General features: G+C 49.0%; 10 protein-coding genes and 1 other RNA gene. 8 read left to right on the top strand and 3 right to left on the bottom strand.

The features are described 5' to 3' along the window. The first annotated feature begins 1 nt into the window (after window position 1). Complete coding sequence (locus T504_RS0103575; protein ID WP_033169680.1) at window positions 2-10198, top strand: MBG domain-containing protein; 10197 nt, start codon at window positions 2-4, stop codon at window positions 10196-10198. 180 nt (window positions 10199-10378) lie between these two features. After that, window positions 10379-11140: a class I SAM-dependent methyltransferase gene (locus T504_RS0103570; RefSeq protein ID WP_033169679.1), complete on the top strand. Its 762-nt coding sequence runs from the start codon at window positions 10379-10381 to the stop codon at window positions 11138-11140. A 75-nt stretch (window positions 11141-11215) separates the two neighbouring features. Here the strand turns inward: T504_RS0103570 and ssrA are convergent. Continuing rightward, window positions 11216-11569, bottom strand: a transfer-messenger RNA (tmRNA) gene (gene ssrA, locus T504_RS14160). 344 nt (window positions 11570-11913) lie between these two features. Here ssrA and T504_RS0103565 point away from each other — a divergent pair. Continuing rightward, entirely contained in the window at window positions 11914-12867 is a 954-nt protein-coding gene (locus tag T504_RS0103565) for a magnesium transporter CorA family protein (RefSeq protein WP_033169678.1), read from the top strand. 13 nt (window positions 12868-12880) lie between these two features. Further along, window positions 12881-13105, top strand: coding sequence for a hypothetical protein (locus T504_RS0103560; protein WP_033169677.1), 225 nt, complete (start codon window positions 12881-12883; stop codon window positions 13103-13105). 49 nt (window positions 13106-13154) lie between these two features. On the opposite strand, the gene T504_RS0103555 is transcribed toward T504_RS0103560, so the two are convergent. Beyond that, on the bottom strand, window positions 13155-14414 hold the full coding sequence (locus T504_RS0103555) for a purple acid phosphatase family protein (protein WP_033169676.1): 1260 nt from the start codon (window positions 14412-14414) through the stop codon (window positions 13155-13157). A gap of 18 nt (window positions 14415-14432) precedes the next feature. Beyond that, complete coding sequence (locus T504_RS0103550; protein WP_081823366.1) at window positions 14433-15116, bottom strand: TVP38/TMEM64 family protein; 684 nt, start codon at window positions 15114-15116, stop codon at window positions 14433-14435. A 166-nt stretch (window positions 15117-15282) separates the two neighbouring features. On the opposite strand from T504_RS0103550, the gene T504_RS0103545 reads away from it, so the two are divergent. The 4 genes from T504_RS0103545 to T504_RS0103530 all read left to right on the top strand — a co-directional run bounded on the left by T504_RS0103545 (window position 15283) and on the right by T504_RS0103530 (window position 20725). Next, window positions 15283-16578 (top strand): NCS2 family permease, encoded by a 1296-nt coding sequence (locus T504_RS0103545; RefSeq protein ID WP_033169675.1) that lies wholly within the window; start codon window positions 15283-15285, stop codon window positions 16576-16578. A 76-nt stretch (window positions 16579-16654) separates the two neighbouring features. Continuing rightward, window positions 16655-17419 carry a glucosaminidase domain-containing protein gene (locus T504_RS0103540; RefSeq protein WP_033169727.1) on the top strand — a complete coding sequence of 255 codons (765 nt, stop codon included), beginning with the start codon at window positions 16655-16657 and terminating at the stop codon, window positions 17417-17419. Window positions 17420-17471: 52 nt separating this feature from the next. Further along, window positions 17472-19091, top strand: a complete 1620-nt coding sequence (locus T504_RS0103535) for an ABC-F family ATP-binding cassette domain-containing protein (protein WP_033169674.1) — start codon at window positions 17472-17474, stop codon at window positions 19089-19091. 32 nt (window positions 19092-19123) lie between these two features. Further along, window positions 19124-20725, top strand: coding sequence for an ABC1 kinase family protein (locus tag T504_RS0103530; RefSeq protein ID WP_033169673.1), 1602 nt, complete (start codon window positions 19124-19126; stop codon window positions 20723-20725). Window positions 20726-20730 lie beyond the last annotated feature (5 nt).

Here is a 20730-nt window from a genome sequence, read left to right as displayed (position 1 = left end):
CATGCGTATTACGAGAAAGCGTCGCCGTGCAGCAGCAAAGCGGCAACAACGAAAAGATTTGCTTGCACGTCGCATTCATAAGAGTGCTGGCTTTATGGCAGCAGGAGCAATGATGCTTGGTGGTGTAAATCAAGCTATGGCAATGCCGCAGAATGGACAGGTAGCAGCCGGGGCGGCAGAAATTGCGCGGCGGAACGCTGAGATGGCGATTAATCAGCACAGTCAGAATGCGGTAATAAATTGGCAGTCCTTTAATATCGGTGCTGGTGAGCGAGTAAATATTTTCCAGCCGAATAGTCAGGCGGCACTGTTGAATCGCGTTATGGATGGCAATGCTACGAAAATTATGGGAGCGTTGCAGGCCAATGGTCGTGTGTTTGTGGTCAATCCTGCGGGAATTTTATTCGCGCGGGGGGCACAGGTAAATGTGGGCTCATTGATAGCATCGACACTTGACATCAGTAATGCTGATTTTATGGCTGGACGGTATGCCTTTGTCAGCCAGAAAGACAGTGGCAAAGTGATAAATAAAGGCGAACTCATCGCTAAGAATAAAGGTTTGGTGGCGCTTTTAGGCAAAGATGTCGAAAATGACGGTGTGATTGTTGCCAAGAAAGGTACCGTCGCCTTAGCGTCTGGTGACCAAATCACGTTGGATTTTAATGGCGATGGAAAGGTCGCTGTTGTTCCTGACAAAGATACTGTCAAACGAGTGATTACGAACAAAGGTTTAGTGGAAGCCGATGGCGGATTGGTATTTTTATCCGCTGCTGCTGGCACGGAACTTACCAATTCGGTGGTAAACCAGGAAGGTATCATACGGGCACAGAGCCTCGATGGCGATACTGGTAAAGTGCAGTTGACGGCCGATTCCGTGCGTGTAAAAGATGGCAGTACCATTGATGTCAGCGGTGATAATGGCGGTAAAGTCGAAATCGGCGGTGGTTGGCAGGGCAGTGGCAGCCTTACGCATGCAAAGAATGTTAACGTCGAGGATGGTGCTAGCATTAAAGCGGATGCGAGGGCTGATAATGGCAACGGTGGTGAAGTCGTCGTATGGTCAGATGGCAAGACCAGCGTCCATGGTAATATTTCTGCGAAGGGAAAAGGCGATGGCGATGGCGGTAAAGTTGAGACTTCCGGTCATGAACTTTGTGTGACAGGACGTGTATCGGCAGCCAGCGAACAGGGCAGGAATGGACAATGGCTGCTGGACCCATACAATGTGGAAATCACTGATGGTGGCGCGCAGGATGAAATTAGCGGCCATACGTATACAGCGGTAAAATCTGAGTCAAAAATTGCCAATACGGTCGTCAATCAGGCGTTGCAGACTGGCACGAATGTAAAGATTTCGACTGGTACAGCTGCCGGCGGTGACGACGGCGATATCGTAATCGATGGAGCCATCACGAGCAGCGGCAAGAATGCGACACTGTCATTGGAAGCGGCCCGCGACATTATCATCAATAAGGATATCACGGGCGATAAGCTGAGCCTTGACTTTAAGTCCAACAGCGGCAATGGCGGCAAATTTATGGGCGGCAAGATTACGCAGGCAGCCTCCTCGACGATTGCGACAGGTGGCGGCAGCGTCTATTTCCATGGCGGCAATAAGGATGATATGGCGCGGGCAACGGTAGCTGGCGAAAGCGGCATTCAGCTGGCTGGCACGATAACGACGGCTGGCGGCAATATCACCCTGCATGGTGCGACCAATGAGAAAAATGCCGATGGTGTTCAGATTACCGGTAAAGTAGATGCTGGCGCCGGCAAGTTCGCCATCTTGGCCCATAATGAAGCCGGCGGCAACGGGCTTGCGTATGATGGCACGATGTCCGCCAAGGATATGCAGCTTACGATGGACACGGCAAAAGGCTCGGGCACGATAACAAGTACAGCGGATGCCGATGGCAATAAAGGCACCCTTAGCATTCAGACCGAAACCAAGAATGCTGCGATATCACTGGGTAGCGGCGTGGGGCTCAACATAACGAATGCCCTGTTAGGTGGCGGCTTTGCAACGACGCAGATCGGTGCGGCAGATAATGCTGGTACGATTCAGGTCGGCAGTGCGGTCAGCACAACGGGGGATTTGACGTTGTATGGCGGTTCGATTGCCGTCGGGGCAGCGCTTACGTCGGATAAGAACATTTCGCTGAAGGCAATTGACAAAATCACAGGCACAGCGGCTGGCAAGGTCACCGCAGAGGTCCTTGATGTGGAAACGAAAGGCGATGTCCAGTTAAGTACGGATGTCGCCATCCTCAAGGGTAAGGCCAATAGCTTTGACATCACCAATACCAGCACGAGTTCGATGAAGCCGATGACGCTGGGCGCTGAGGATATGAAGTTGACGGCGGCGAAGGATATTTCAATCAAATCCAGCGGGATTTTGACTTCTGTGGCGGGGGCTATAAGCTCAGCTGCGGGCGATATTGCACTGCAAGCGGATTCCTTTGCCTTGACGGACGATTCCATCCAGGGCAAGGGGAAACTTACGATTGACACCCTGACGGCCGGCAAGAGTTTCGGTGTGGGTGGTGCTGCTGGCGATGTGGAATTAGCAGGTGTTGGGTTTGCTGCTGCCGGTTTTTCGGCTATCCAGTTTGGCAGCCAGGATACCGGTGCTATCCGCATTGGCACGCTTAACGTAAACGATGCGGTATCGTTTACGTCCGGCAGCTCCATAACGGTCGAGGGCCAGGTGACATCAAATGGCAAGGATATGACCTTTACGGCTGGCGGTGCCGATGGCTTTCAGCTGGAAACTGGCAGTGTGCTTGAAGCCGGTGCGGCAGATATCGCAATCCAGGCCGATAAGCTGACACTGTCGGGTGCCTTTTCGACGCAGAATACGGGCACGTTGTCTTTTTCGCGCAAAAGTACCGATGCCTATACGATCGGCGGCAATGATGCCTCGAGTTACATAACCGATGAGAGCCTCCAAAAGATAAACGATACGTTTAAAAATGTCATTATTGGCACGGAAAGCGGCGGTGCTGTAACGCTGGCGGATATTACTAAGCCACCGGCTTATCTGACGGTAAAATCCGGCAGCACGGCGACGGTTACCGGAACGGTCAAAGCAAACTCGCTGGTGCTGGCGGCAAAAGAAGGCATTCAGGAAAATGGCGGCAGCATCAAGGCCGAATCCCTGCTGCTGCAGGGCGGCAAGGCCGACCTTACGGGAGTGGGCAATGAAATCCAGAACCTGGCTGCTGACGTTTCCGGTGCGCTGGCGGTAAACAGCAGCGCAGATATGACCATTGGCCAGGTGGAAGACCGCAATGCTGAGAAGGTAGTGAAGAAAGAAGGAATCACCACCAAAGGCGGCAGTGTCAAGATTACCATGGATGCCGATAAAAAGCTGACCATGGGGACGATCGATGCCGGCAGTGCCAATATCACGATTTCCGCGGATTCGATTGCCAAAGGGACGAGCACAGGCAAGGTGACGACGAGCGGCAAGGTGCAGCTCTATACGACTACGGCGGAGAAGACGATTGCCATTGATACCGAGGAGCATGCGGGTGCTATGAATATCACCAGCGACTCGTTTGCCAAGGGCGCATTCAGCAATTCCTATGGCGAGCTTATCATTGGCCGCCGGACCGATGAGCAGGATGGCAGTTCGCAGCAGGGCAAGGTCATCATCAAGCATACGAATTTCAGCTCGAAGACGACGGTGCGCACGGAGAATCAAGTCGAATTTGCCGACAGCAATATCGTGGGCGGCGATTTGACGGTCCATGCGACGGGCTTGCAGCTGGATAAGGAAAGCACGACCGATATCAAGAATCACAACCTCAATCTCAATCTGACGGACAGCCTGGATTTGGGCGAAGGTGTCATCAATGGTTCGGGCAAGCTCAATATCACGACGCCGGAAGGAAAGAATATCTATCTGGGCGGTACGGATTTTGCCATGCCAGCAGCTGAAGACAATGGGTATAAAATCGGCTATGGTACGGTCAATTCCAACCTGACAGGTTTCAGCGATTTTGGCATCACGACGAAGGAGAATGTCTATCTTTATGCAGGCGGTATCGATAAATCGGTTAAGATTGCTGGAGCCAAGGGCATCCATGTTGTCGAGGATGTTACGCTGGGAAGCGCAGATCCTGCGGCGGCGACGGAGCTTACGCTGAATAGTGCTGCTGGTACGATTGACGTGGCAGCGGGCAAGACGCTTACCATCAATGGCGCCAATACGGTTGTCAATGCTGCGGCAAAGGAAATCAAGCTGGCTGCTGGTGCCAAAATCGAAGCCAAGGCTGAGATGGCAGGCGCAGCTGCGGGCAAGGGCGGCGTTACGCTGACGGCTGATGCGCTCGAATTGGGCACCAACGCCAAGATCGATGGCGGTGCTGGCAGCTTTACCTTGCAAACGGACAAGCTGACGGTGGATCGCGCTGACAGCGTGACCAATATCGAGGGCAAAGGTAAATTGACGCTGGCTACGAAAAGCGCTGCGGCGAAGATGTTTGTGGAAAACGAACTGACTACGGCGGAAAATGGCTTGCATGTCACGGCTGCAGATATCAATGGCGGTGTCTTTGGGGCTGGCTTTACGGAGCTTTCGCTGGGCAATGAAAAGGGAACTGGTACACTGACGATTGATAGCGTTGCTTTAAAAAATAGCTTGACGCTGCAGAATGGCAGCAGCGGGGCCATCGTCTTCCAAGGCAAAAACAGCGTGGCGGCTGGCCAGGCGGTGACGCTCAAGGCTGGCAGCATCCGCAATGCGGACGGCGGCAGCTTTGCGGCCGAAAGCGGTCAGGCCGGAGCCAGCCAGCTCAACATCTATACGAATGATTTGAGCCAGCTTACCGGCACAGGTGGCAAGACTATCCTCGGAACGGGAACGCTCGGACTGTCGACTTATGATGGCACGACGGCTATCCATATTACCAAAGACGCTCAGGCTGGTGGCTTGAATCTCTATGATGCGCTGCTCAATGGCACGGGTGCCTTTGCAGACACGTTCAGTGCGTTTGCCATCGGCAACGAAGCACAGCAAAGCATCACGGTCAGCGGTGGTACACTGGCGAAGCCGACTACGCTGACTACCAGCGCGGAGGGCACGATTACCGGCAGTGGTCTGCAGGCGGCGCATGTTGCCTTTGTGGGCGGTGACGTGAAGCTTACGGGCGACAATACCATCGGTACGGTCGCGGCCAATGTAAGGAGCCTGTCGCTGGAAGAAACCGCAGGCAAGCAGCTGACGGCCGGCGAAGTAAATGACGTCAAGGGAATCGCGGCAACTAGTGGCGACATCGAGCTCACAACAGACCAGTTCGATATCGCTGGCGATGCCAAGCTGTCGGGCAAGGGCAAGCTGACGATTGCGCAGAAGACGGAAGGCGTCGCCTTGAATATCGGCGATAATGCCATCAAGGATCATGGCGCCGGTGCCCTCAATATCAAGTCGGAATGGTTTGCCGGCCACGATAAGAATCCGGCCATAGCGGATGGGTTCAGTCATATCTATCTGGGCGGCGGCTATGGCGATGCCAATATCGACTCTTCGACGGACCTGCATTTCCTCGATCCCACGACAGTGCGCTCTGGTTTTGAAGAAGCGGTAACGAAATCCAAGACGACGACCATCAGCGGCAAGACGCATATCCATTTGGCCGGCACCGATGGCATCGAGTTCATGGCGCAAAAGTTCAAGATGAACGGCACGAGTACCATCGAGACCGAAAGCGGGGATATCAGCATCACGGCCGACGAAGTCGAGCTGTCCAGCAACTCCCAAACGGGAACTATCATGACGGGGGCGCAGGGGGCAGCCAAGGGCGGCCAGCTGAACCTCAAGACCCTCGATGAAAACCGCAGCATCAAAGTCGGTACGTTTGCGGGCCAAATTGCAACCGATGCGCTGTATCTTGACTCGTCATATTTTGACGCGTCCTCGACAACGCGTATTTTCGCCAAGGGCTTTGATGCCATCAATATCGGCCGCGGTGCCGGTAAGGGCAGCTATGAGCAGTCTGGCAGCATCACCTTCGAAGATACGGTCAATGTCATCCAAGGGTATAAGAATTCCAATGCGGCGGTGAAAATCAGCGGCAAGATGTCCTTTGGCGAAAAGGATTACAATATCCGCAGCCAGAATGTCGTCCTTTCCGGGGCCGATATCGAAACGACTACGGGGAATGTCAACATCACGACGAACAGTCTGACTAACGATACGAGCCAGGGACGCAACAGCATCAAGACCACCCAGGGCGGTAAGCTGACACTCGATACGTTTGATAAGGAAAGAGAAATCCATATCGGCAAGACGGGGACGCCTGGCCTGGATATCGACAAGGAATGGTTCGATACGGAGACGACTACGGAAACTTCGATTTTCCATGGCTTCAATGAAATCAACTTTGGTGGCGAAGATCACACGGGCAATATTACAATCAATGGATTTGAAGCGCCAAAAGCCGATGGCACGAAGCCGAGTGTAGTGAATATCAAGACCCAGGGCGATGTCGCTCAGCAGGAAAATGGTGGTGGCCTCGTGGCAGACAAAGTGACGATTGCCGCTGGTGGCGACGTGGACTTGACGAATTCCGAAAACCACATCAAGGAAATCGGCGATGTGACAGGTAAGAAGATTGACATCAAGAACAACACGTCAACAAGCAGCAAGACCACAGAAACGACAACCATTACGGGACATATCCAGGGCGAGACGATTACGGTCCAGACGGATGGAAGCATCAAGATTGAATCGTCCGGCAGCCTGGAGTCTACGACCGGTGGTGTGACGATTGACGCAGCCAAAGGTCATTTCAGCAACGAAAATACCAATCCGGGCAGCCAAGTGATAAAGACACCAGACTCGCAGCGCTGGATTATCCATACGGATAGTCCGGAAGGCGATAATCCAGGGACACTTGTGCCTGATGGCATCCGCTATAATACGCAGGATGATAAAGAGGTCAAGAACCCGACGGGCAAGGATTATGGCTGGGATAAGAATGTCATTGCTTATACGAAGCCGCTGGTCGTCAATGTGATATCGGAACGCGTTTACGGCGATGGCAATGCGAATTTCATCACCGGCGATGCGTTCAAGGCGGAAAATGCCAATAAGGAGCATCAGGGGACGGCAACGGAACAGGCAAAGTATGCCAAGCTGCTCGAAGCCCTGCGTAATGATCCAGATAAATCCTATAAGTGGGATACGAAATTGACCGCGACAACTGCTGTCAATACAGCAGGCGGCCCAGCTGCTGGCGCCATTTACGGTAACGCCAAAGAAGGCGGTATTGCCGGACAGAACCGCCAGATTGAATACGTAGGCGACAACAACCTTAACGCCACGGTCAATATTGATTTCAAGATTGTTCCGCGTACGATAAAGGTCACGGCTGCTGATGTCAAAAAAACTTATGATGGCATGTCTTATACCAGCTTTAATAATCCGCAAACGAAGGTAACGTATGAAAATGTTATTGCAGCAGATAAGAATGCCGATGGCAGTTTGAAGTCTGGTATCATCACTGGTGGTGCTATTCGTTATGGCACGACGGTAACGGCTGGTAAGTCCGCCGAAGGAGCGAAAGATGCAGGTAACTATGCTATCGATATCCAGGATAGCAATCTGGTATCTAATGGTAACTATGTATTTGAGTATCAGAATGGTACGCTTACTATTGATAAGCGTATGTTAGCAGTAAGTGCTGGTAATATGGAGAAAGTCTATGGTACCGATGATCCGGCATCCGTGAGCGGAAAAATCACCAGTGGCAGTCTGGCTGACGGACAGAAGTCAACGATTGAGGTGATAAGTGCTGGCAATAAATATCAGAATGTGGGTGAGAAAACAGAGCTAACCGTAAAGAAGGTTATAATTCTGGATGCGGATGGCCAAGATGTTACGAAAAATTATAATATCACTTCGGAAGCTGGCAGTCTCAGTGTGACTCCGCGTGAAGTAGTGGTAAAAGCTACGGACCGTGAGCGGGTCTATGGTGAGGAAAATACGAAACTTGCCAATACGAATGGCAATCCTGATTATTGCATCGAGGCTGCCGCAGATAGTGGCAATACCCATACGGGATTGGTAAACGGTGCAACGCTAACAGAGCTTGTCGTCAGTCAAACGGATGATGGTATCGATGCTTTGAGTGATGCTGGTACTTATCAAGGGAAAATAAAAGTAAGTGGAGGTAAGATTGTAGGGGCAAGTACGGCCAATTATAAGATTACCTATCAAGATGGCGACATAATCATCAAAAAGAAAAAGGTGACCGTGTCGGCAGTAGATGATACGCATAAATATGATGGTACGGCTTATCAAAAAGGGAATGGCGTACGCTATGATGGTTTTGTTGGCAGTGATACCATTGATACGATTAAAGGGCGTACTGGTTCAATCAACTATGGGGTACTGAAAGATTCTACGGCCAGAAATGCCGAGGGGGCTATCCATGCAGGAACCTATGCAATCGGTATTCAGGGAAGTGATTTAGCATCGACAAACTATGATTTTGCTTATCAAGATGGAAGCTTAACGATTACTCCGCGTATCGTTAAAGTTAAAGTCAATGATGCAGAGCGGATTTATGGGCAATCGAATGATGTTATTTCGCTGACTGGTAGTGTTGTTAGCGGTGAAGGTTATGATACTTTGCTGGATGGTGATAAATTCAATAATTATACGATTGCGTCGGCGGCTGATGAAAAATCCGATGTCGGAACCTATGCGATGCATGCCAATAATGTATCGTTGTCGGCGGATAGCAGGAGCTTGAGTTCCGATTATGCGATTACGTCAGAGGATGGAACGTTGTTGGTTAAGCCGCGTCCATTGACTTTGTACGCAGGGGATAAATCGCGTGCTTTTGGCGATGATAATGACATGTCAAAATATATTGACGGCACGACGAAATTCCGGGGGGCAGTGACGACTGAGGCATCGGGCCTAACAAATGGCGATACCATTACTGATGTAAGAGAAACGATTGATGCCCGTGCGGATAGGAAAACCAATGCGGGAACAGCTGGGCTTTCCACGAATATCAGTGATGCCGTATTTAGAAGAGGAAAGGCCTCCAATTATGACATCCACTATGTGGCCGGTAAATTCAGTATTAGACCGCGTGAGGTGCTCATAACAGCCGGTTCGGCTTCACGCAATTATGGTAAGCAGAACCCCATGGTAAGTGAGTATACGTTGACTCGGGCTGACGGTCAGGCTGGGGAGGCGTTGCTGTTTGGCGACCAGCTAAACAATGTTACGATGTATTATGATGATGACATCACGGCTACTACCAGCAGTGGAATACACAAAGGTGTTATCCATGTCAATAAAGATTGGACTTTTTCGGGGACCAGCTTGGATAACTACAAATTTAGTTATGCACCGGGAAATCTTGAGGTCGAACTGAAAGGATTCCTTCCGGGAAGTCCAGAACAGATTGGTTTGGATATTGGTACGCAGTCTAGTAGCGCGCATACGATGGCAACGACGGATGGTTTGCATGATTCGCAGAAATCACCGTTGTCAGCATCAGTAATCGTTCCAAACGAGAAAACATCAACGATTGTGGTGGCGGATGATGGCAGCCATAGTGAAGCAAGTACAAGCCCAGTCAACACGATGGGGACAATGGCACAGCCGGATTCGATTGTTATTTCATCGGAGCATGGCGAATCGTCAGCCCAGACTTTCCACAACAATCCAGATGGTTCGTTTGAAATCAAAATGGGTGAAAACAAGAACGGCAGTGATGCTAATGGAGTTCGTGTAGCCGGCTATGTGACTAAGGGAGAAGGCCAGAGTGAAAATCAAGGCGGCATTCCTGTACTTTACACGGATGGAAAAAAACGGAAGCTTGATGGCATTTATACGATTAACTACAGCAGTGAAGCTCTGTCGATTATGCCGTCATCGCAGAAGGTCACGATTCCGGATCCGTCGGAGATTTGTCAAGAGGTGGCAAAAGAATATAGCTTTATGTATCAGAGCCGTGAAGGAAGCTATCAGGTTTCCTATGGCAATGGTATTGTGGCTATTTTCCCACAGGATGAAATATCAAGGGATATGCTTGTAAATGGCAGTAAAAATGCAGGTAGAGCGGTATTGTCGACCGGTATATTGTCGGCAGTACAGAATCTCGGTGTTATGCCAGATATGATTTGGGCAATTTACTTATTTACGACGCTGGATAGTGAAACGATCAACTGATAATGAAAAAACTCATTACTATGAGAAATCATGGTAATGAGTTTTTTTATCAAAATGGAGGGATAATATCGCGAGGCAGCCAATAAGAGCTGTAACCGAAAAAGAAAGATTCTGACATTAGGAGGACATTTATGATTTTAAGCGAATAAATGGGGAGAGTAATGAATAGGAGGGGATTTTGTGAATCTGGATTGGAATGCAAAAGATTACAGTAATGGCTTTTCCTTTGTACATGAATATGGGGAAGATGTCATGAGCTTGATTACTGCACCCAAGGGGAGTTTTGTCGTCGATTTGGGCTGTGGCAATGGAGCGCTCACTGCGAAATTGGTGCAAAAAGGCTTTTATGTATTGGGGATTGATGCTTCGGCGGCTATGCTGGCGGAAGCGAGAAAAAATCATCCGGAATTATCCTTTAAAGAAGCCGATGCAATATCCTTTCAGTTGGAAGAGCCTGCCGATGTAATCTTTTCCAATGCAGTATTTCACTGGATTGATGAAGATAAACAGTATTTGCTGCTTCGTAATATTGCTGCTAATCTTCGCTTAGGAGGACAGCTGGTGACTGAGTTCGGCGGGATTGGCTGTGGGGCAAAAGTCCATGGGATGCTGGCGCAAAAATTTGCGGAATATGGATATGATTATCAGCCAATCCAATTTTTTCCTAGCATTGGGGAATATACGCCGTTGGTCGATCAAGCGGGACTGCGCGTAGATTACGCAATCCTGTTTGACCGCCCAACGCCGCAACCGAAGGGGTACAGTGTTGCTGATTGGATACGCATGTTCATTCAGCAGCCCTTTGAAGGGATGCCAGAGGAGATGAAGGAACGTATTATCCAGGAAACAGAAGAGGAATTGGCGTCTGACCTTTGTCAAGATGGAACCTGGATTATTGATTATGTCCGCATTCGGTTGCGGGCAGTCAAAGTAGAGCAGTGATTTATACATACAAAAATACCGCAACTGTAAAAACAGTTGCGGTATTTTATATCGAGGCGAAATCGCCATAATTACTGGTGGAGATGAGGAGAATCGAACTCCTGTCCGAAAATACTGATCCATGGATCTCTCCGAGCGCAGTTTGTGGTTAGATTTAAGAAATCGGCCATCCACAAACAAACGGCTTCATTCCGATCTCGATAAGAGTTCCCGTCAGCGCCTCCGAGAATTGGCACTGAGGTATCCCGCTGTTAGCCCCTTATCCATCCTCGCGGGAGAAGGACGGACAGGGGTTAGCCTTAAGCGGCTAAAGCGTAATCTTCGTTAGCTTTTATATTTAAATAAAAGTTTTCACCTTACTGACGGGTTGATGACCCCCCGGCTCGCTATCCACAGAGCATATATCCCCGTCGAGACCATTACATCCCCACGATGAAATCTGCCCATTCAAGCAGTATTTGGTTGTGTTCATATATTATAGTAATAATAAGTGATAATGTCAAGAAAAAAGAGTTGGAAAGGGTAAGTTTCGCTAGACAAGATGCGGGGAAAAGGCATATAATGGAGAACGGGAAAAATAGCGGTGCTATAGTTCTCTTAATATGAAAGGAAAGGCTGGTGAGGAAAATGGACGATCACCCTGGTACGACAGACCCTAAACGATGCAAGTTAAATACCGATGGGGAACGTGTGCCATTTTCCTGCCGGCTGTTTGTATAATTCCGGCAGAAGGATAATGCTCCCTTCCTCATGAAGAAAGGAGACATTCCGCCATGCTTCAGATTTATAAATCCATGGAGAGTGGTCCTTTGCAGGAGCTCACCTTAAAGACGCTGGAAAAAGGTGCTTGGATCAATATTGTTGACCCGACGCCCTATGAGCTGAAGGTAGTCAGCAATCTGACCGAGGTAGATTCGGATTTTTTGCGCTCCGCACTGGATGATGAAGAGCGCTCTCATACGGACATCGAAGACGATTCGGTCATGGTTTTGACCAATGTCGCAATTTGCCGCGGACAGGACAGTTATGATGTTTTGCCGTTGGCTATCATTGTCACGGAGGAATATATTATTACCGTATGCCTCGAGGAAACGCCAGTTATGGCTGAATTCAACGAGCGCACTGCCAAGCTGTTCCGCACGTATAAAAAGACCAGATTCCTATTCCAGATTCTCTATAAGTCCATGACGTTTTATCTGCGTTATTTGCGCCAGATCAGTAAACTTTCGGATGAGATCGAGGAACAGCTTCGCCATGACATGAAGAACAGTGAGATTCTGCGTTTGTTGGAGCTGCAGAAGGGCTTGACTTATTTTAATGCTGCTATCCGTTCCAATGGTGCGGTGCTCGATAAACTGATGCGCATGCGCAATAATCCCCAGCTTACTCCCATTCTCAAGGCCTATGATGAGGATGAAGACTTGCTGGAGGATGTTATCATCGAGAACAAGCAGGCCAAGGAAATGGTGGAGATGTATAGCAAGATTTTGGCCCGCATGGCCGATACTTTTACGTCCATCATTGCGAATAACCAGAACTTGGTCATGAAATTTCTGGCAGCCATGACGATTATCATCGCTATTCCAACGGTTGTGTCTAGTTTTTTCGGTATGAATGTACCGGTTCCGTTTGCGGAGAGTAGTCATGGCTTTTTCTATGTTATGGTTATTGCCTTCGGCATCAGCGTATCTGGTGCGTATGCTTTGTGGAAAAAAGATATGTTTTGAGAGGGAACTTCTTATGATGGTCGAGTCGAAACTGAAAGCCGGCGTCATCTTTGGGGACGCGGTGAATCAGGAATATGTTTATATGCCCGGCAGTGAAGTCGGGATGGCCCAGCCAATCTGTGTTTATGAATCAGAAAAAGGACGTGAGGATGTGACGATGCGAGAGGCATTGCGTTTGGTGACGGTTCGCAGCCTTCGCCCCATAAAACATCCGATTCTTGGCGAGAGTTCCTGCTGAATTTTATTATGAAAAAAACTTCCCAGCCGGGAAGTTTTTTTCGTTGTCGTTATTTTTTTAGGGTCACCGTATCGATGTGTTCGCCGCTGGCGGTATAATCACGTATCGTCAATTGATTGTTGCTAGCGTCGAGTACGAGATAATTCTCTGGTGTGGGTTGATAGATCGCACTGCGGTCGTAAGTCTCATCCGCGGGGACATGATATTGTTCGTTGCCGGAAGGACCACTCATGATATATACCGGCCCTTGTTCGGATGGTTTTAAGTTTTTGATGTGGCCCCGGTTGCGATAGGTATGCATATGACCGGTCAGAACGAGATCGATGGGTAATTCATCGAAGGTTTTCATGAAAGCATGACCAACATCGCTGATGCCACCAGCCTGTTTTGTTCCCTGTTGATATTCATCGTAAGCAAGGATATCTTTGTGCATAAGAACGACTTGCCATGGTTTCGGATGATTGTGCACATCCTGTTTGAGCCAATTCAGCTGTTCTTGCAATAGACCTGGTGCGAAATCGTTTAGTTCCAACATCTGGGTATTCAATACAATGAAGTGGACAGGGCCGTAATCGTAGGAATAGTAGTAACCTTGATAGCGGCTGCTGCCGTTCCTGGGAAGTGTAAATGAGTCAAGATAGCGTTGCGGGCGGCAGAATTTCCAATCAAGGCTGTAGCATTCGTGATTGCCCATTACGGGTACAAATAGATGTTTCGTGGGAATATCTCCCATAGCAGTAAAAAAACTTTCCCAATGCCAGTTTAACTGGCCGTTGTCGGTAAGATCCCCGATGTCGACGAAGAATTGTGCATCGGGGTGACGTTGCCAAGCGTTGGTAAGGGTGCGTGTCCATACGGAGTAATCTTGACCGCACTGGGAATCGCAAAATATTAGTGCGGAAAAGGCCGTGATTGTAGCAGGGGCGGTCGTGAAGTGATGCCAGGTTGTAGCACGGCTTCCGGAAAGGATGCGGTATTCGTAATCTGCTGCTGGAGTGAGTCCGGTGAGTTCTGCGGTATAATAATAATTGGTGGTATTATCCTCTGTGAGTTTTTTACAGCTGACGGGATGCGATTTTACGGGAAGATAGGTGCTGCGGTATTCCAGTCGGCATTCAGACAGTTCTTCGTTGGCCTGCCACATGATGGTGCGGCTTTTAGCTGGATCGGTAGTAATGATTTGCCGCAGATATTTGACCGTTAGTGTGGACTCGGCTGCAGCGGCTAATGATGGGAGATAATTATCGAGCCCTAAGATAAAGAGCAGTTGTCCGCAACGCTTTAAAAATTTTCTTCTGGTAAGTTCCATGAGGCAAGGCCTCCTTTCTTATAGTCCTTTCGCTGCCTTTTTGGCGGCGTTCCGTTCATACCACCAGGCACCTGCAATTAACAGGATAGCCAAGAGGATGACGACGATGAGACGCGTGGGATCTTCTTGATGTGTGATGGTATCGTGCCCGATGATGGCTTCGATTCCTGTGGAGGGGAATTTGCCAACAAAAGAAGCGATGACGTAGTCGCGGAACCGCATAGCGGAAAGTGCACCAAGTGCGTTGAGCATGATTGATGGGAAATAGGGAACCATGCGGGCAATCAGCATGACTACAAAGCCACGGCTGCCACTGTATTTGTCGATGTTTGACAGCGTTTTGTTTTTGCTGATGATTTTTTCGGCAGCATCACGGAAGAAGAAGCGCATCAGGACAAAGCTGAATGCGACGCCTACTGTCTCGGCGATGACCGAAAGAACAATCCCCCAGACAATGCCAAAAATCAAAGTGTTGGCGGTGGAAAAGATGATGGCTGGCGGAAAACCAAGAGCGTTAACGAAAAGCGTCAAGAGGAAACTGAAGATTACCGCCCAGGAGCCGAAAGAGGCGATATAATTGGCAGTCTCCTGTATGTCTCCGCGTGCCAAAAGACCAACCATGTGTGGCAAAAAAGTGGGGTTGATAAGATGGATGATGGCAAAGAGCAGGAAGATAGCAAGTGCGGCGCACGCTTTTACCATCCCCATCGAAAATCTGGTTTTCAAAAAAATACCTCCTGTTGCTTGTTTAAGTTCTATTATAACATTAAAAGCGTGAGTGTGAGTTGAAAATAAACAAGGGAAACTGTTATTTTCAGGCTGGGTGTGATAGAATAAAATTGTTATATAATGGGAAAGGTGAAAGTTCATGACACTTCATGGGGAAAAGCAACAGGAGAAATGGCGGGATTTTGCTGCTGGTATTACCATGGGAACTGCTATGGTTCCAGTTTTTGTCTTGGTACCACTCATGCTCCGCGAGGTAGGGATGGACTTTGCTGGGGCGTATACGGCTTCTGTTCTGGCAGCTATTTTGGGGACGCTGGTTATGGGGCTGTTGCGCTTGCCGCTGGCGCTTATGCCGTCGGTGGCGATGAGTAGTTATTTGGTATATTTGGTAGGTATATCCCAAGGCCTTTCGTGGCAACAGTTATTAGGGGCTGGTTTTGCTGCTTCAGCCGTGGGAAGTTTTCTGTCCTGCCTTTCTGTTGGCAGGTGGTTGCGGGAGGCTGTGCCGCCGGTTATATGCCGACTAATTCCCGGTGGGATTGGTGTCATGCTGATTATCACGGGATTGATACAGTCGCGAATCCTTGTCCGCTCGCCATGGACCGTTTCGATGTTAGGTAATTTTCAGGATCCTATGGCATACTTAGGTCTTATGGGGATTTTGCTCACCTTGATTATGATGGCGATGCAGTTTCGTGGCGCTTTGCTTTGGGGCTTCGCGTTTATGTCGGTTGTTTCCTTCGCGGAAGGCTTTTGGGCTGTTCCTGATGCACCGTTTATGCTTCCAGAGGGCTTGGATAAAGTCGCTGGGCAGTTAAATTTGGTGGCAGAAAATGATGGGGAAGCTGTCCATTTAATAGCTGCCGTTCTCACCCTGTTGGTGATATGGGGAAGTATGAATTGGTCTGCCTTGCAGGTGCTTCCTGAGGAATTGCGTGAATCGCGGAAAAGGGCAAAGTCATTGACGGCAATTTTTGCGATGGGCTGTGTGTCGTCATTAGGGGGCAGCCTTCCGGTATCTTTGTCACCGGTATCGGCTGTAGGAATGAGTTGCGGTGGTCGTGGCTTTATGACTGCTTTGGGAGCAGCGATACTATTGACAGCAGCGTTGTTCTGTGAACCAGCGCTGCGTTCGCTGGCGGATTTTCCGGTAATGGTTGTTCCTGTATTAGTGGGAGCAGGCTTTATGCTGATTCAGCGGATGATACGTGAATTTCAACATCATTCTGTCAAATGGGACCTGCCGGAATTGGCGGCGGCTGCCAGCCTGCTGCTGATTATGCCGTTGTCGGGCAGTATGGCTGCAGGTCTGGGAGCCGCTGTGATTGGCTATTGTCTGTTGCACGGAGTTGCTGGCGAGGGGAAACAGATTCCCGTTGCGTCATGGCTATTGGCGGCAATGTTTGTCCTGTATTTTGTTTATGCAGCTCTGTGAGCTTCATATATTGTAGAGAAGTTAGTAAAAAAGATTAAGGAGTGTACATTTCGTGAGTTTTAATCGTTATCCGAAAATGATAGTTGCCGGTACGTTGGCAGGGGCATTGATGCTATCTATGTCATCGTTTGGTGAAGCGCGTCATTCGAGCAGAACGGACCAGACAATGGTAACGACGACGCGTTCGGTTAATGCGGGGAATAGTCGTAATGTGTCCCGTAATGCGCAGCAACAGATATTTCAGGACCGCATTGATGCTATCTTGAAAGCGCATAAAAGCGGTACGGAGGAAGTAAGCAATTCTTCTGTCAGCGTACCGACGACCGTTTCAGAATACGATGATTCCATTATCGGTACGCCGATGGCTAGCCAGCAGCAGTGTGTCGATTATCTGCTCAGCGTCAATCCGACTCCGAATATTTCGGTAACGCCGCAAGAATTGGTATCCTATTATTACGAAGAGGGAGCCCGTGAGGGGATTCGTCCAGATGTGGCGTTTGCACAGGCTCTGAAGGAAACGGGATTTTTCCGTTATGGTGGTACGGTTACACCGGATCAGAACAATTATTGTGGGCTTGGCACTACCAGCAGCCAGGTAAAGGGTGCTTATTTTGATTCGGCTCGGATGGGAGTGCGTGCTCAAATTCAGCATTTATTGGCTTATGCATCAACGCGTCAGCCGTCGGCGACTGTGGTAGATCCTCGTTATGCACTGGTTCGTTCTTCGTATGGCTCCACTACGTTGGGGCATTGGGGAGACCTCAATGGCCGTTGGGCTGTGCCGGGATACAGCTATGGACAGAGCATCATGAGCATGTTCCGGGCTATGCTGACGAAGTAAATAGCAATCGACCAATTATTCATATATATCCAAGAAGGGAAATAAAGACGAAATGATTACAACCAACAATGTGAGCCTCCAGTTCGGTAAGCGCGTCCTGTACAAGGATGTCAATCTCAAGTTTACGCCGGGAAATTGCTACGGTATTATCGGTGCAAATGGTGCTGGCAAATCGACTTTTTTGAAATTGCTGTCTGGAGAAATTGAACCGACTGGCGGTCATATTGAGATTACGCCGGGGGAACGCCTTTCGGTTCTGCAGCAGGATCATTATGCGTTTGACGAATATCAGGTCTTACGCACGGTTATCATGGGCAATAAGCGTCTCGTTCAGATTATGGACGAGAAGGATGCGCTTTATGCAAAACCGGATTTCAGTGAAGAAGATGGTATGAAAGCTTCGGAGCTTGAAGCTGAATTTGCAGAACTCAACGGCTGGGATGCGGAATCTGAGGCGGCACGTCTGCTCAATGGTCTGGGAATTCCAGATGCAGAGCATGAGATGATGATGTCGGAGCTTACGGCTAAGGAAAAAGTCCGTGTACTCTTGGCTCAGGCACTTTTTGGCAATCCGGACATCCTTTTGCTGGACGAGCCGACCAACCATTTGGACGTCGAGTCCATCAACTGGCTGGAAAACTTCCTGGCTGGCTTTGAAAATACGGTTATCGTCGTATCGCATGACCGTCATTTCCTCAATCAGGTCTGCACGCATATCTGCGATGTCGACTTTGGTGAGATCAAACTCTATACCGGTAACTACGATTTCTGGTATCAGTCCAGCCAGTTGGCCCTGCAGTTACAGAAAGAGCAGAACAAGAAGGCTGAGGAGAAAATTAAGGAATTGCAGGCATTCATTGCTCGGTTTGCCGCTAATGCCGCTAAATCCAAACAGGCAACGAGCCGCAAGAAACTGCTCGATAAGATTCAGGTTGAGGACATCAAGCCGTCTTCGCGCCGTTATCCGTATATTGCCTTTTCCCCGGACCGTGAGGCAGGTGACCAGCTCCTGCAGGTAGATGGTCTTTGTAAGACTGTAGATGGCGAGCAGGTATTAAAGAACGTCAGCTTTACGCTGAAAAAGGGAGATAAAGTTGCCTTTGTTGGCCCTAATACCATTGGCAAGACGATGCTGTTCAAGATTCTCATGGGAGAGGAAGAACCGGATGCTGGTACGTTTAAATGGGGCGTTACCACGACGCGCGCTTATCTGCCGGCAGATAACAGCAAGTATTTTGATGGTGTTGATCTGAGCTTGGTGGATTGGCTTCGCCAGTATTCCAAGGACCCGGATGAGACTTTCGTTCGCGGGTTTCTGGGACGTATGCTGTTCTCCGGTGAGGAGAGCCTTAAGAAGGCGTCAGTTCTCTCCGGTGGTGAGCGCGTACGTTGCATGCTCTCCCGTATGATGCTTTCGGGGGCTAATGTCTTGATCTTGGACGAGCCGACCAACCATCTTGACCTGGAGTCGATTACGGCGCTCAATAATGGTATGATTGCTTTCAATCACACGGCACTTTTCACGTCACATGACCATGAGTTCGTTCAAACCATTGCCAACCGCATTATCGAAATCACGCCGGATGGCGTTGTTGATCGTGTCTCGACTTATGATGATTATCTTTCCAACGAGACGGTCAAGCAGCAGTTAGCGGAAAAATATAAGAAATAATCACGGATTTATTCTTGAAGGAGTCTGGCGCTATGCTTGGAGATTTCTTTCAAAATAAAATAGAAGATGCTGGAGCTACTGCCAGACTGCGGGGGATGGTGGGCGTCTTGCGCAAACGCGATGTTGTTCGTGGGATGACGCCGACCAAACTTCGCCTGGTGCTGGAAGATTTGGGCCCGACTTTTGTCAAATTAGGGCAAGTCATGAGTATGCGCCCGGATTTTTTGCCGCCGGAGTATTGCGATGAATTGATGAAACTGCAGTCGTCGGCCAAGCCACTGCCGTTTTCGGTTATCTTAGGGGTAATCGAACAGGAATACAGTAGGCGCTGGAATAAGGTGTTTTCCTATATTGACGAAGAAGCACTGGGGTCGGCCAGCATTGCGCAGGTCCATCGGGCAATACTGAACACGGGGGAAAAGGTAGTCGTCAAGGTTCAACGGCCTGGTATCTACGATATCATGAACCAGGACATCGTTCTGCTGAAACGGGCGGCAACGCTTTTGAAGATTGTGAGCCATTCGCAGGATGTGGTGGATTTCAATATGGTGTTGGATGAGATGTGGACCATCGCCAAACAGGAGATGGATTTTCTCATGGAAGCCGATCATATTGAAGAATTTCAGCATTTGAATCGTGATATAGAATATATTTCCTGTCCTCATGTTTACCGGCAATTGTCGACGCAACACATTCTGGTAATGGAATCTGTTGAGGGAATTCGTATCGATGATTTTGAACAACTAAAAAGCCGCGGCTATGATATTGATCAATTGGGGCATCGGTTGGGCGAGAACTATGTCAAGCAGATTATTGAAGATGGTTTTTTCCATGCTGATCCACATCCGGGAAATATTTGGATACGGAATGGCCGGATCGTATGGCTGGATTTGGGGATGGTTGGACGTCTTTCAGGCAGAGATCGGGCAGCAATCCGCAAAGCGGTATTTGCCTTGACCAGTCATGATACCTTTGAGATGAAGGCGGCGGTTCTATCCTTAGGTGTGGTTCGAGGGAAAATCAATCACACAGCCCTTTATCAGGATATTGATGCGATGCTGTCTCAATATAGTTCTTTGGATTTTAGCGATTTGCAGATGGGTGTGTTGACTCGTCAAATCATGAATCTTATGAGGGTTCATCATATTGGTTGTCCACAGGGGCTATCCATGTTTGCACGTGGTGTGTTGACAGTCGAGGGCGTTATGCGAATGTGCTGTCCTAAGGTAAGTTTCGTAGAAATCTTTGCGAAAAGTCTAGCCTTAGATTATAAGAAACACTTCCATTGGCGGGATGAGCTGGATAAGGCAAAACGGGAGGGGTTCCTCTTGTTGCGGAAGTCCGCTCAGCTTCCTGAACAAATTTCGGATATCTTGAAGATGACCATGAGTGGTCAGACAAAAGTAAATCTGGACCTCACCGGCTCAGAAGAGCCATTGCGCAAAGTAGACCAAATGATCAATAAGCTCATTTTAGCTTTGCTGGTGGCTGCATTGCTTTTAGGATCTAGTACGATTTGTACAACGCAGATGACTCCTAAAATCATGGAGATTCCGTTGCTGGGTTTTGTGGGGTATTTGATAGCGTTTGTACTCAGTATGCGTATAATATGGGAAATACATAAAGGCCGTTAAGGAGG

This window comes from Selenomonas sp. ND2010 (assembly GCF_000702005.1).
GTDB lineage: Bacteria > Bacillota > Negativicutes > Selenomonadales > Selenomonadaceae > Selenomonas_A.
Note: the sequence above shows the minus strand (reverse complement) of the source record. Positions and strands in the feature narration are given on the sequence as shown.